Source organism: Thioalkalivibrio sp. HK1 (assembly GCA_000583135.1).
Lineage (GTDB): Bacteria > Pseudomonadota > Gammaproteobacteria > HK1 > HK1 > HK1.
Genome location: JFBG01000008.1, coordinates 57615 through 71260 on the forward strand (window position 1 = coordinate 57615; position 13646 = coordinate 71260).

A 13646-nucleotide genomic window follows, 5' to 3' on the forward strand; every position below is an offset into this window, starting at 1 on the left:
TTCTTCGGCGCTCGGGGAGGGTTTTTGGAAATGAGAATCGACATGAAAAGGCCATCGAGAAAGCCGAAATCCAAGACCTATCTCCCTCTTTCCTTTTTCGGCATCGGTGATCCGGCATACGGAGAGAACGCATGATCAATCGTCTGATGACCACTACGGGGATGGCCCTTGCCATCGTCTTGCTCTTTGCGGTCAATATCCTTGCAAGTCGCACGCTCGATTCGGCGCGGGTCGATCTCACCGAGAATCGTCTTTTCACGCTCTCGGAAGGGACGAAGAATATCCTTGCCAACCTCGAAGATCCGATCACCTTGCGTCTTTATCTCTCGCAAGGGGAGTTGGCCAATGCCAGCCGCATCAGCGGATATACGGATCGCGTCCGCTCGTTGTTGAGGGAATACGAGCGCTTGGCCGACGGTCAGATCGACTTGCAAGTGATCGATCCCGAGCCCTTCACCGATGACGAGGATCGGGCGGTGGGATACGGTTTGCAGGGGGTTCCGGTGGGCAACGAGGGGGCGAATTTCTACTTCGGTCTCGTCGGTACCAACTCCGTGGATCAGATGGAGGTGATTCCTTTTCTCGCCGCCGAGCGCGAGACCTTTCTTGAATACGATCTGACCCGCCTCGTTTATGGACTGACCCGCCCTCCGCAAAAGATCGTCGGGCTATTGAGCACCTTGCCGATCGAGGGCCCGCCACCGGGGATCCCGCAGCCGCCGGGGCAAAACCAAAGAGAGTGGGTGGTGTTGGAGCAGCTGCGTCAGCTCTTCGAGGTGCGCACCCTCGATCAAAGCCTCGAGGAGATCGACGGCGATATCGATATCTTGATGCTGGTGCATCCGCAGGAACTGCCGCCGAAGGCCCTTTACGCAATCGATCAATATGTCTTGCGAGGGGGGCGGATCCTCGCCTTCTTAGATCCCTTCTCCGAGATCCAGATGCAGGTCGCAGCCCAAGGGGGAGTGCCGCCCGGAGGCTCGAGGCGTTCGGAATTGGGAGACCTGCTGGCGACATGGGGGGTTTCGCTCGGCGACGATGTCGCCGCCGACTTAAGCCTGTCGATGCAAGCGCAGTTCCAGCGAGGCGGGCGCGTATTCACCTTCGATTATCCGGTTTGGATGGTCGTCAAATCCGAGCTCTTCGATGGTGACGATATCGTCACCGGGAACTTGGGCAATATCTCGATGGCCACCGCGGGCTTTTTCGAGGTCGCCAAAGGGGCGACCACCACCATGACGCCGCTGATTTCGACCACCGACGGCGTGGCCAAGGTGACGCCGCAGCGCATCGACGAGGTCAACTCGAACCCTCAATCCCTGCGTGACGACTTGGAGTCGGAGGGAAGCCCCCTGCCGCTGGTGGTGCGGGTTGCAGGTCCGGTGGTCACCGCCTTCCCCGACGGTCCGCCGAAGGAGGAATCCGAGGGCGAGGAGGGTTCGAGTGTGGATGAAAGTGCATCGACCGGCGACCATCTCTCGGAATCGATCGAGGATGCCCAGATGATCTTGGTGGCCGATTCCGATGTGCTGACGGATCGCCTGTGGGTGTCGGTGCAGCAGTTGCTCGGAAATCGAATCGCGATCCCCAATTCCGCCAATGGAAGTTTCGTGGTCAATGCCGTCGATAACCTGACGGGATCGGGCGATCTGATCAGCGTGCGAAATCGCGGCAGTTTCTCGCGTCCTTTTTCGAAGGTCATCGAACTGCGGCAGCAGGCGGAGCGCGATTACCGCGCCAAGGAGCAGGAGTTGAGCGCCAAACTCCAAGACGCCGAGCGCCGGTTGCGCGAGCTCGAAGAGCGGTATCAGGAAAATAGCGAGAGCCTGATTTTGGGGGATGCCCAGCGCGAGGAGATCCGGCGCTTTCGTCAAGAGCGGGTGCGGATCAACAAGGAATTGCGCGATGTGCGGCGTCAGTTGCGCGCCGATATCGAATCCTTGCAGGGCTGGCTTCGCTTCGTCAATATCGGTCTCGTGCCGATCCTGATCGGGATCGGCGGGTTGCTGGCGGGCTTTATCCATCTTCGGCGTCGACGGCGAGCGACCTCGAGTCTGCAAGCGGCATGAGGGCGGCTCGGATCGTGGGGCCGACCCCGTGATACCGGCTTTTTGATGCCGGGATCGACGGTGAATCGTCGCGCGGTGCGGGAATCCGAGGGTGGTGGTTCGAGGCAACCGTGCCGAGAGTTTGGAATCGATAAAGGAGGCAGATCGGAATGCGTGGATTTCGTTGGATCTTTGTGCTGATCGTCTTGGTCGTCGCCACCGTCGGGGCGGTGTATTGGTCGGATCGAGCACCGGAAGAAGATCTCGCGGCGAACGACGAGACGGTCTTTCCCTCGTTGTTCGATCGGATCAACGAGGTCGCTCGGATCCGCATCGAGGGCGCCGACGATCCCTTCCATATCGTTCGTGCCGACGATGCTTGGATGCTGGAGGAGAAGGATGGCTATCCGGCGGCCCGAGATCGGGTACACCGACTTCTGCTCGGGGGGGCGAGCCTGAAATATCTCGAGCCGAAAACATCTCGCCCGGAGTATTACTCCGAGCTCGGGGTCGAGGATCCCGATGAAGCGGGAGCGGATTCGCTGAGAATTCGGCTTGAAAGCGCCGCCGGCGAGGAGTTGGCGCGGTGGGTGCTCGGCAATCGTCGCACCTCGGGGGCGAATCGCGATCGCTCGGAGCTCTATGTGCGCATCGCCGACGATCCCCAAGTGTGGTTGGTGGAGGGATCGGTGCCCTCGGGAAGGTCGGCGGTGGATTGGGCGCAGCGCGATATCGTTGCGATTCCCGTCGAGCGCACCCGTCGAGTCACCTTGCGGCATAGCGACGGGGATGTCATCGAGGTGAGCAAGGCCGACCCCGCCGACAGCGAGTTCACGCTGCAAGATATCCCCGAAGGAAGGGAGGTCGACGCCGCCTATCGCATCGCCGATATCGGGGGTTTCATTCAGGATCTGCGCTTGGACGATGTTCGATCGAGACCGGGATACGACGAAGAGGAATTCGATGCCGATAACGGCCTATCGCTGAGCGTGGTGACCTTCGACGGCCTGCGGGTGATCGGGGATCTCAAGCGACGAGACTCGGATGGCTGGCTGGTATTGCGAGCCGAAGTGGACGAGGAGACCTTCGCCGCCGAGAGCGAGCGAGAGGCATCGGCGCAAGACGACGACGGGGCCGACGCCGCCGAGAACGGCGAAGAAGCCGCCGATGAAAGCGATGCCGAGGCTTCGGAAGACACCCTTGACCGCGAGGCCATCGTCGCCGAGGTCGAGAGCCTCAACGAGCGCTGGTCGAAGTGGGCCTACAAACTCCCGAGTTACAAGGTCAGCTATATCACCGTCCGCATGGAGGGGCTCACCCGCATCCCGGAATCGGAATCGGAATCGGAGGAGGGCTGAGGGATTCAAGGCCCCGATAGCTCTTTGATATCGGCTCGAACGCGCTTGGCTTCGAAGTCCTTGGCTTTGAAAACCGTGGATGCTTAGGCCTTGAATCGGAACCCGATATCGGATCGCCGTTTTTTCATCGATATCAGGTTCGGGACTCGATGGGGCTGCGCATAACCCGACTTGGCAGACACCGCTCGCCCGACCCTCGTCGGGCGGGCTTTTTTTGGGAAGTCATATCGGATAGTGTCGAAGGATAATCGAGAAAAAGGGGCTCGCACGGAGCCCCTTTTTTTAGGATTTATACGGGAAAGTATCAATTCCCGGATGACAGGCATCATACCGCCATCCTTTTGTGGCACCCTTTTAGTCGAGAAACGTGTCGAAGATCCAGATAAGGACAACAAGACTGGCGACTTGCCTTTCTTCAGATTGCAGGGTGTTGTCTTGATTCGCCAGATGGAAGCAGGAGTACGGGTCGGTATCGCAAAGCGGGTCGGTGTCGAGTTTGATGTCATATTCCGATTCGGGCTTCAACATCGCCCCGCCTTCACCGCCGTTGCCCCACGGATCGGATTGCTGAGAATCGTCGTAGGCGATCATCGTGGTCGGTTCGGCACTCGCCTGCCCGCCATATTTCTGATCGCAGTTATCGAAACATGCCTTTTGCAAATACCAATCCAGATTATTGCATTGGGCTTTGCACTGCTCATAACCACCATCCGAAGCAAGCATCGGGATATCATCGCTCGCCTTGGTCTCGATCCAGCCGCTCTCTTCCTCGACGTCGGGCTTCATATAGCCGCAGCCGAGCGGATGATGGCACGAGCCATCGGCGTGAACCGCACCGGCGAAGCCGAAGAGCATCGCAATCATCGCTATCTTTTTCATGGTTACTTCCTCCGTGGTTATCACTTGTGTACCCGTTCCTATACCTCTACTTTATTTTGATCAAAATGTCAAGATACTCTTTCGACTCTATCCGATATAATTTCCTTTTATCTTTCACCGAATCCTTCACGATCTCTTCACGATCTCTTCGAAATGACCGATACCTCATCGACCGCTTGCGATCCTTGCCTTCCGGCCGACGGGGATATGGTGATTCACTTCGCCCACCCCGCCTATCGCTTGGCGGAATGCTTTGCGCGAAGAAATACCGCCATCTCGCATTTCCAGACGGAAAACCGTGCCGCGACCCTCGATCGCCTCGGTGAAGGGCAGGTGCTGGTTCTTTCCGGGCTGTGGTCGAACGAGATGCTCGATGCCGCGCCGAATCTTCGTTATATCCAAGTTTGCGCTGCGGGCTACGACCAATTCGATCGCGATGCCTTGCGCGCCAAGGGGATTCGTCTTGCCAATGGCAGCGGTGTCAACCGCAATGCGGTCAGCGACCATGCGATGGCGATGATCCTTGCGCTGACCCGTCAGATCCACACCGGGCGGGATCGTCAGCGCGAGCGGATCTGGCGCCCGATGATCTCGGATATCGCTCGGCGCGAGGAAGAACTCGAAGGCAAGAGGATCTTGATCTACGGCCTCGGGGCCATCGGATCGCGCTTGGCCCTTCTCGCCCGCGCCTTCGGGATGCAGGTGATCGGCATCAAGCGCAATCTCGCCGACCATGACGGATCGGTCCTTGATCTGCGCCCTCCGGCCGATTTTCTCGCCACCCTCGCCGAGGTCGATATCCTGGTGCTGACCTGCCCCTTGACCCCGCAGACCGAGAACTTGGTCGATGCCGCCGCCTTGGCCTGCATGAAGCCCACGGCTTATCTCATCAACGTCGCTCGAGGTCGTTGCGTGGACGAGGCGGCATTGATCGAGGCTTTGAAGAGCGGTGCGATCGCCGGGGCGGGGATCGATACCTTCGTCGAGGAGCCGCTTGGCGCCGATTCCCCGCTTTGGGGGCTGGAAAATGCCTTGATCACCCCTCATAGCGCTGGAGAGACGCGGCGATACGAGGAAAATGTGATCGATATTTTATTGACGAACCTGCGTTGCTTGCAGCAAGGCGATGAGGGTTTGATCAATCGGATCGTCTAGCGAATCCTTGGGCGGTCTCTCATATCGTCTCGTCTCATCATCCGCGCGCCGTTGCCCCTCAATCGCGATCGACCACCCCCGCTCCCGCTCCGGTCAAGCGAGAGCGCTCGCTGTTTTCGACCAGCTGTTTTTCGGCGAGGACGCAAAGGCGTTGCCAGAGCGCCTTTTCGATTTCCCCGCCCATTCCCTCGTTCGCCCTCCCGTATGCACTCATCGATCGCTTTTCAATCATCTCGCCTGCGGTGTCCGGTGATGGCGACGGGTCAAGAGCGATCGACATCCAAGCCGGACCCCGAAGCGGTATCTTCGACCCTAGGAGTCTTCCTCGATGGCAGGTCAATTCGATCTCCGGCATCGCCGGGGATGCAAGGGCGGTTCGGGATCGACAGACGATCCTGACGAGCCCTTCGATCGCTTGCGAAGCCCATAGCAGGTGGTGCACGATCGGCGAGGGGATATCCACCGCCTCGACGCAAGCGATGGATCCGCTTTGGCGCCCTTCCTCGGCGGCGGCGACGATCAGCCGATCGCCCAAGCTCGGCCCGCACCATAGGCAGGAAAGGGGGGCCTTCGCCCTTTGTGCGATGAAATGGCCGGCGATCGCCGGTGTTTTTGCAAAGCGAAAGGAATCCTTTCGATCCAGCGCCTCCAGCGCCTCGACGAGATCCTCGATACGACCCAATACCCGATCCCCTTCGATCGACGATCGCAAGATCCTCGAAGCCAAGATCCCCGCTTCATCGGCCAATCCCGGGGGCAGGCCGACGCTCGATGCCGCCCGGACGGTCGCTTCTTTGAGTTCGCTCAGCGAAATATGCATTAGGCGCCGGATCGTTCATCGAAGGGATGTCGAAGGACGATCATCGCTCCCATCCTCCGCCTCGCCTTCGATGGAGTTTTTCGACGGAAAGAAGAGCGTCGGAAAATACCAATCGTCCGCAAGCCCCTCCTCCTTTCCAGTCGGCAGCGGGGCTCCCTGATAAAGGGTGATCCGCGTCCAAAGATCGGATTTCGGATCGAATTTGGAAGCCCCGAAGCAGGCGAGCTTGGCGCGTAGAAGATCGATCGGCCGACATTCGGGTTCCAGCGGATTGCCCCGAATTTCGGCGTAGTCCCAGTGCATCGTGGATTGCACGCGCCTTGCGCTGTGGCGCAGCTCGGGGTGGCGCACCAAAAAGACGGCCAGGGAATCCTCCCCGTTGCCGCCATCGATCTCGATATCCAGCGCTTTCGCCAGCCGGTCGATATCGCGGGCGACGCCGAGCGGCATCTCCCGCTCCGCTCCCGGTTCGGTATGGCGCTCTCCCCGCCGCGGCTCCATCTTTTCTTTGGAGTGATACCAAAAATGGTGCGTCGCTTCGGGGCCGGAGAAGTCGCGATCCAGCGCCCATCCGTAGTGCCGCTCGATACAGGACTTCAACCGTGCGATGCTCATGGTGGGATCGAGGCGTGGAGGAAGATCCTCTTCTTCCATCTCCAAACCCTCGGCAAGATCGTCTATCAGATCCGCCCCCGATTCCAACAGGAGGGATATCACCAGTTCTTGGGTCTCCGGCGAGCAATGCGTGCAAGCATGGCGGTAGACCCTTTCTCTAAAGCCTTCTTTGGGGTCGAAAGATATCGTTTCCCCCCTCGCCGATGCCGGACCTTCGCCCATGGCTTGCTCTTCGAGCCGACGCTCCAACTGCGAGATCTCCTCGATCATGGATTCGAGGCGACGACGGCGCTCGTCATCCTCGCTATGCCACTCGCGCAAATGGGCCTTCGCCCGTTTCAACGAGCGAAGGAATCGCGATCGATCGCCTCGAGAATCATCGTCCATGCTCCGCACTCGGGCCAGAGCCTCCTCGCGGGCGTCAAACCAGCGGTGGATGAGTCCGGGATGACGGATCAGAAAAGGCACCATGCCAAGACCGGTCGCATTGCCGACCCCGAGATGGCGTTTGAGTCGGGTATCGATCCCGACCGCCTTCGAGGGGTTCCGTTGTCGGGCGATATGCTCGATGAGATCGAAGGTGAAACTGCGAATCAGATAAACGGTCAACATCTCGGCGCGAAAGGGTCCCGCCAACTCCGGGCGACGGGCGTAGCGTTGTCGATCCGCCAGGCCGAATTTGCCGTTGCCGTAGACTGCGGTGGTGCGCATCAAATAACCGACTTCGTTGATGAAGGCGGGATCCGGTTGCCTGCCGTCGGCAAGCCGTTCCAAGGTATGTTCGAAAAGGCGAGCGCTCCGATTGGCGCGGCTGAGCACCAGATCTTGCGCTACGAACCTGCCTTTTTCCTGCTTCGGGGTCTGCCGGGACAGTCGTTCGATATCGGCTTTGGACGGAACCCCGTCAAAGAGGGTGAAGGTCGTATCCCAAGCATCGGCGATCACCCGATCGGTGCGCATCGAAGGGTCCAGTCGATGGGAAAATCCCACCAAGCTGTATTGTCGGTTCGGAGTCGAAACGGTGCGAAGATAATGGCCGAAACCCTCATCATCGAGGGCGAGGACGGGCTCTTCGAATCGCCAACCCTCGAGATGCATGCATCGGATCAGGCTGCGAGAGAAGCTAAGGCGATTGGCGAAGACCACCCCCAGCCGCTCCGGGCGCATGATGTCGTCGGCAGGGCGCTTCGAGTGCGCGCAAGCGGCAGGGTGCTTCGAATGCGCGCAGGCACAATCGTGATCGATGCTTTTCACGCGATGAATCCCCTAGATCGAGGTATTTGACGGCGCTCGTCGGGACGGCCTCGGTTCTTGTTTTGCGCCCGAGATCGCCATCGTTTCGCTCATCAATGATTCGGCGTCGTTGTGGATGCAGGCCCGGCGTCGATCCGCGGTATGCGCATGAGCATCACCGCAACGGCGCACGATATCGGCAGCAGGGCCAAGACGAGCAAGAGCCCGTCGTGTTCACCGACGAGATCGTAGCCGACCCCGAGCGGAATGGCGCCGAGCGAGGCGCCGATCACCATCCCCATCTGGGCGACCCCCAAGATGGAACCCAAGTGCGCCCGCCCGAAAAAGCGCGGCCATACATAGGCGATATGCGCCAGCATCGCTCCGTTGGATAGTCCGAAGACGAATGCGAAGGCGCTCGCCGTGAGTTGTCCTTGCACTTGGCTCATCATCACCAAGGACAGGCTGGTCGATAGCAGCGCCGCCGCATAAAGAGGGCGAGTCGGCAGGCGGTCGAGGAGATGCCCGATGATCAAGGAGGAAACGACCATCATCAAGGCCGTGACCGAAAAGATCGATGTCGCCAATGTCGGATCGAGCCCCTTGGCATCGAAAATCGAAACCTGATGGAAGAAGATCGCGGTCGCCAAGGCGGAGTGGACGGAGTTGGAAAGGAGGATGACCCAAAATGCATCGGTGCGTCGGGCCTGTGCAAGGTCGAGCCCCCGATCGGCGGTGGCACCCTCGCTCCTTGCATTCGCTTTTGCAGGAATATCGGCTTCGCCCTTCTTGATCTTGCCGTCCGGTACGAGTCCTAGCTGCTCGGGGCGATCGAAGAGCAGCAGCATGATGGGCGGCAGCAACAGCAGCCAAGTGCCGAGCCCCATGACGATCCAAGCCATCTGCCAGCCATGGGTTTCCGTCAGCCATTGCGCAAGGGGAGGATGCAAGGCAACGCTGAGAGAAAAGCCGAGCATGGTCAAGCTGAGCGCGATCCCTCGTTTTTTATCGAACCATTGGGAAGTGAGGTTGTTGGCGCAAAGCATCAGCGACCCTTGACCCAAAAAGCGCAGCAGACCGAATCCCAGCATCAGCAGGACGAACCCGCTGATCGCCGAGAAAGCGATGGTCGCGGCCCCGAAGGCGATGACGATGACGGTCAGGACCCGGTAACTCCCGCTGCGATCGACGGCTCTTCCGACGAAGGGAAGACCGAATGCGGCAACGAGGGTGGCGACGGCGTAGGCGATCGAGATGGCCGTATGCGATATCCCCAGATCGTCGACAAGCGGTATCAAGAAGACGCTGAAGGTATGGGATTGGCCCGGCCCGCTGGCGAACATGATCAATGCCGCCAAGGCCAGCATCGCCCGGCCGTAGAAGAATCGCTCGTTGATCGCAAGAGCCAGTAAGCGGCGGGAAATGACGATATCTCCTTTGCACCTTTCGGGGCGTATCGGGGTTTTTCGAAAAAAGATTTGAAGATCCCTTTGATAAAGCCACCGCCGCGCAAGCGCGCAAGGCGGATTTCTTTTTACGAGATCGGAGTTCTCGTAAAAAACGAAGGTTTGATTGGCCTTCGATCGTTCGAAGATACGCCTTGGGCTTTTTCGCCGGATAGAACGATCAAGGGGAGTTTAGCGACAATCTCCCGAGATTCGAGCAAGCGTTTGATTCAAAACGAGTCGATGAGCGCTCGCATCGATGGATGCCTGCGGGGGATGGACAGAGCGAGGGAGTGGTTTTTTCGGGATTCGAATCGATTCGAGGGATCTCGATTCGACGAATTCCAAGAAGAAAGCGTTATCGGTACATCGGGCGATGTTTCGATCGCCTAAGGTGGAATTCAAGGCGGGGGGTTTGCGATCGTTCGGCGAACGGGGTCGGAGGCTTCGATCGGGGGGAGGGGTGATCGGGGGAGATGAGCACCCCGGATCGAAAAGACCTCCGAGCCCGTGCCGAATCGGTCGATCTGCTTGGACTTCAGTGCTTGGACTTCACAATCGAGGCGAGGCGACGCACCGGTCGGTGTTTGTCGTCGCCTCGGTTTTCTCTCGTCGAAGAACGAAGCCTACGAAGGTTCGGATCCGCGAAGGGCCGCGGGCCCTTTCACGCCGCGGGCCGGTCGCTTTCGTTCGCCGCTTCCTCGGGGATCTGCGGATGTCCGAGTCGGGAACGGATATTCCAGATCGGAATGTCACCGCCGGGGATCAAAAGCCCGTCCACGACCATCGGGATATCCCGGCGCCGGATGCCGATATCATCGAGGATTCGATCGTCCAAAGCCGAGAGCTCGGCGACCATCTGCCGTCGCCGGATACCCAAATCGATGCGTTTCCATCCCTTCGCCAGCGAGCGGGAGATGAAATTCCCGATCAGACGAATCGAGCGGACGATGGCTTCGCCTTGGGCTTTGCGCGCTCTTGCGGTATGTTCGAGGTAATCGATCGGCTCGTGGGCGTTTTCCGAGCGAATCGAACGATCGTTTGTGGCGGACTTCATTTTTATGCTCTCCTGGAAGCGTGAATCATGGATAACCTCAAGGAGAAATATAGGGGATTTTGATGCACTGCACAAATGAAATATTTTACCTGTAAGGCCAAGAAAATCTAATCGATGGAATCGATGGTTTTACATTGATATTACAGGGAATATTTCTTCTTTTTCCCTTGATAGGGCATCGAATGCATCGAGACTTGCTTATTATAGCGATAAAAAATCTCTTGAGAAGTATTTTGCCGATATCCTTGCCGATATTCTCGCAGATATTTTTGGCCGAATTCCTTCGGGAATGACGAGCCGATGACCGGGATCGAGAGGAAAAAGGGCGAGGTGGGGGAGATCACCCACCTCGATATTGGAAAAAAAGAGGGTTTTCGAAAAAGGGGCGCCCTTTCATCGGCCGGCGTTCGTCGATTCCAAGGATCCGAAAAGATCGACCGTGATCGGGCAATGATCCGAGGGAAGCCTGCGTTTTTCATCCATGTCTTTGGCTTCCCACAGAATTTCGCGGAAGGAATCGGGTCTTGCCCATTCCCAAGCCCTTGCCCCGAAGACGAAGAAATCGACGCCGTTTTTGAAGTGGTTGCCGGTTCCCTTCCAGCATTCATGGGGATGGCCGTTCGGCAATCGATGCAGTTCGAGCCCCGAGGGGTCGCCATCGTCGATGGCCTGCCAGAGGTGATCGCGTTCGCCGTGGTGGTCGAAGGTGCGATTGAAATCCCCCAGCACCACGAAGGCCGCTCCCTCCCGCCGGCGATCATCGATCCACGCCTCCAAAGGAGCGATCTGTTTTACCAAGCGTTTGCACTGCTTTCTCTTCGGATTTTCCAAACTCCCGTATTGGCATCCGGATTTGAGGTGGATATTGAGCAATCGCAGCGTTTTCGTCTTTTCGCTCGCCGAGGGATTTTCCGCGCTATCGATATCGACGCTCAAATCCACCCCCCAGCGCAGCGATCGCTCCTTGTTGGGATTGGGCTCGAAATCGGGCACATCGCGTTTTCGAATATTCGCAAAGCGCCCCCGGCGCACGGCGAATCCGGTATAGATATCGTTGTAATTCGAGTCGTATCGCCCCGAGAGATGGATATCGTATTCCTCCGAGGGGAAGATCCTTGCCGCCGCTTGCGGGCCGTTGACCTCTTGAAAGGCGATGATATCGGCATCGATCTTGCGCACATAGCCCTTAAGGATTTCATAGTCGGCATCGTTGCGTCGGACGCTTCCCCGCCAGAGCGACACGTCGCTTTTCCAGTGCAGGAGATTGAGATTCCAGCTGGCGATGCGGATTCGATCGATCTTGCCATCCTCGGCTTTGGGTGACGCATCGGGGGCTTCGGCGGAGGGGCCCCGCCATTGGATTTTGGGGCATCCATCTCGATCCCCCGGCGGTATATGGCAATGACAGTCCCCGGTCTTGACTTGATTGTGGCAACCGTCCTCGGCGAGGCCGCCGGGATGGGCAAGGCCTTGCGTTGTCGCCATTGCCAGCGCCATCGCCATCGCCGGCATCGAGAGCCGATATTTGCCCTTGGCGGACGATGCGCCGGAAGGCTGGGCCATCGACATTCTTTTTTCGGATTTCGGATTTTTCGGATATCGACATCGCAGGACTGGCATATCCCTGGCTCCTTGATTTTTGCAAAATACCCGCTTGGTTGACTGCTAAGATAACACGCACTTTATTCGACTTCGAGGGGTTCGATCATGCAAATCGGTATCGTTCAATTTTCCACCGACTACACCATTCGTATCGATGAATTGGCTCGAGAAGCGGAAGATCGGGGTTTCGAATCGCTCTTCGTACCCGAGCATACGCATATCCCGACCTGTCGCCGAAGTCCATGGCCGGGGGGAGCGGAATTGCCCCGCGAATACAAGCACACAGTCGATCCCTTGGTCGGATTGGCGTGGGCGGCGGCCGCCACTTCTCGCCTACGCATCGGCACCGGCATCGCCTTGCTGACCGAGCGCGATCCGATCGTCTTGGCCAAGGAGTGCGCAACGCTCGACATGCTCTCCGGGGGGAGATTCGAACTGGGGATCGGGGCGGGGTGGAATGCGGAGGAAATGGAGAATCACGGCACTTCGTTCGACGATCGATTCAAGGTGATGTGCGATCGAGCAAAGGCGATCAAGACGATTTGGCAGCACGATGAGCCGCAATATCACGGTCCTTTCGTCGATTTCGATCCGATCTGGTCCTATCCCAAGCCGGTGCAAAAACCGAATCCTCCGGTGCTGTTGGGAGGCGAGAGCCACCATACCCTCAAGCGAGTGGTGGAGTTTTGCGATGGCTGGATGCCGAGGATGCGGGCGATGGAGGATATCGGGCAGCGGATGGAGCGGCTAAGAATCATGGCCTTGGAGGCGCAAAGGGATCCGGCGAGCATATCGACGACCGTCTTCGCCGTGCCGGGCGATAAAAGCGTGCTCGACGAGTGTCGAAGAGCCGGGGCTTTTCGAGCCTTGATCATGATCCCGCCGGTGGGTCGCGATCAATCCCTTTCTTTGCTCGATCGCCATGCCCGGTTGCTGCAAGGGTGAGGTGATCGATTTCGAGATCCTCCCTTTGATGGGGAGGTGGCTTGGATCGCGTTTGGACTGCCCATTCCGCCGACCCGAGGGGGATCGAGGGTCTCCGTCGATCCCGGATTCAAGTCGGCGATTCGAAAGAGCCGCGGATTCCTATCAATCGAGCCCGGTTCACGATCTCGGGTTTCGGGCGTCGAGTCCTTGGAAGTCGAGGGCCAGCCCCGGACGATCCCAGTCCATCGCCACCAGCCTTCCGGTCCATGAAAGGGTGATGAAAGCGGTTTTTCGATCCGGGCCACCGAAGCATAGATTGGTGGTGTAAGGATCATCCAAGGGGATGAATTCCAAGGTCCCGCCGTCGGGGTCGGCGACGGTGATCCCCGAATCCATCAGGGTCGCCACGCAAATATTGCCCGATTCCTCCACCGCCATGGAGTCGAAGCGCCGCCACCCGCCATCGCAAGTGATCAGCCGCCCGCCATTGAGCGAGGCCGGAAATGC

General features: G+C 58.6%; 11 protein-coding genes. 4 read left to right on the forward strand and 7 right to left on the reverse strand.

From position 1 onward, the window contains the following. Positions 1-131 precede the first annotated feature (131 nt). Together BF99_RS0102800 and BF99_RS0102805 are read left to right on the forward strand one after the other, a co-directional pair. Entirely contained in the window at positions 132-2069 is a 1938-nt protein-coding gene (locus BF99_RS0102800) for a GldG family protein (protein WP_025769671.1), read from the forward strand. A 149-nt stretch (positions 2070-2218) separates the two neighbouring features. After that, a complete protein-coding gene (locus BF99_RS0102805; protein ID WP_025769672.1) occupies positions 2219-3406 on the forward strand; it encodes a DUF4340 domain-containing protein in 1188 nt (395 codons plus the stop codon). A gap of 354 nt (positions 3407-3760) precedes the next feature. Here BF99_RS0102805 and BF99_RS0102810 read toward each other — a convergent pair whose 3' ends face one another. Beyond that, positions 3761-4285 carry a hypothetical protein gene (locus tag BF99_RS0102810; protein ID WP_156013132.1) on the reverse strand — a complete coding sequence of 175 codons (525 nt, stop codon included), beginning with the start codon at positions 4283-4285 and terminating at the stop codon, positions 3761-3763. 153 nt (positions 4286-4438) lie between these two features. Between BF99_RS0102810 and BF99_RS0102820 the strand changes: the two genes are divergently transcribed. Beyond that, complete coding sequence (locus tag BF99_RS0102820) at positions 4439-5440, forward strand: D-2-hydroxyacid dehydrogenase (RefSeq protein ID WP_025769674.1); 1002 nt, start codon at positions 4439-4441, stop codon at positions 5438-5440. A 58-nt stretch (positions 5441-5498) separates the two neighbouring features. On the opposite strand, the gene BF99_RS0102825 is transcribed toward BF99_RS0102820, so the two are convergent. From BF99_RS0102825 to BF99_RS0102855, 5 genes are all read right to left on the reverse strand, one after another. Further along, positions 5499-6260, reverse strand: a complete 762-nt coding sequence (locus BF99_RS0102825) for a hypothetical protein (protein WP_025769675.1) — start codon at positions 6258-6260, stop codon at positions 5499-5501. 15 nt (positions 6261-6275) lie between these two features. Continuing rightward, on the reverse strand, positions 6276-8129 hold the full coding sequence (locus tag BF99_RS0102830) for a hypothetical protein (RefSeq protein ID WP_025769676.1): 1854 nt from the start codon (positions 8127-8129) through the stop codon (positions 6276-6278). 92 nt (positions 8130-8221) lie between these two features. Beyond that, positions 8222-9466, reverse strand: coding sequence for an MFS transporter (locus tag BF99_RS0102835; protein WP_231471286.1), 1245 nt, complete (start codon positions 9464-9466; stop codon positions 8222-8224). 751 nt (positions 9467-10217) lie between these two features. After that, positions 10218-10610, reverse strand: coding sequence for a DUF1127 domain-containing protein (locus BF99_RS23275; protein ID WP_025769679.1), 393 nt, complete (start codon positions 10608-10610; stop codon positions 10218-10220). Positions 10611-11003: 393 nt separating this feature from the next. Then, positions 11004-12230 carry an endonuclease/exonuclease/phosphatase family protein gene (locus tag BF99_RS0102855; RefSeq protein ID WP_156013133.1) on the reverse strand — a complete coding sequence of 409 codons (1227 nt, stop codon included), beginning with the start codon at positions 12228-12230 and terminating at the stop codon, positions 11004-11006. A gap of 87 nt (positions 12231-12317) precedes the next feature. Between BF99_RS0102855 and BF99_RS0102860 the strand changes: the two genes are divergently transcribed. Beyond that, a complete protein-coding gene (locus BF99_RS0102860) occupies positions 12318-13157 on the forward strand; it encodes an LLM class F420-dependent oxidoreductase (protein ID WP_025769682.1) in 840 nt (279 codons plus the stop codon). Positions 13158-13316: 159 nt separating this feature from the next. On the opposite strand, the gene BF99_RS20060 is transcribed toward BF99_RS0102860, so the two are convergent. Further along, positions 13317-13646, reverse strand: a 330-nt coding sequence (locus BF99_RS20060) for an SMP-30/gluconolactonase/LRE family protein (protein WP_038097016.1), incomplete at its 5' end; no start/stop codon positions are given.

Excerpts from the sequence above, each read along its gene's own strand:
- BF99_RS0102810 (WP_156013132.1), bottom strand. The coding sequence starts at position 4,285 with ATGAAAAAGATAGCGATGATTGCGATGCTCTTCGGCTTCGCCGGTGCG.
- BF99_RS0102860 (WP_025769682.1), top strand. The coding sequence starts at position 12,318 with ATGCAAATCGGTATCGTTCAATTTTCCACCGACTACACCATTCGTATC.
- BF99_RS0102805 (WP_025769672.1), top strand. The coding sequence starts at position 2,219 with ATGCGTGGATTTCGTTGGATCTTTGTGCTGATCGTCTTGGTCGTCGCC.
- BF99_RS0102820 (WP_025769674.1), top strand. The coding sequence starts at position 4,439 with ATGACCGATACCTCATCGACCGCTTGCGATCCTTGCCTTCCGGCCGAC.
- BF99_RS0102825 (WP_025769675.1), bottom strand. The coding sequence starts at position 6,260 with ATGCATATTTCGCTGAGCGAACTCAAAGAAGCGACCGTCCGGGCGGCA.
- BF99_RS0102855 (WP_156013133.1), bottom strand. The coding sequence starts at position 12,230 with ATGCCAGTCCTGCGATGTCGATATCCGAAAAATCCGAAATCCGAAAAA.
- BF99_RS23275 (WP_025769679.1), bottom strand. The coding sequence starts at position 10,610 with ATGAAGTCCGCCACAAACGATCGTTCGATTCGCTCGGAAAACGCCCAC.
- BF99_RS0102800 (WP_025769671.1), top strand. The coding sequence starts at position 132 with ATGATCAATCGTCTGATGACCACTACGGGGATGGCCCTTGCCATCGTC.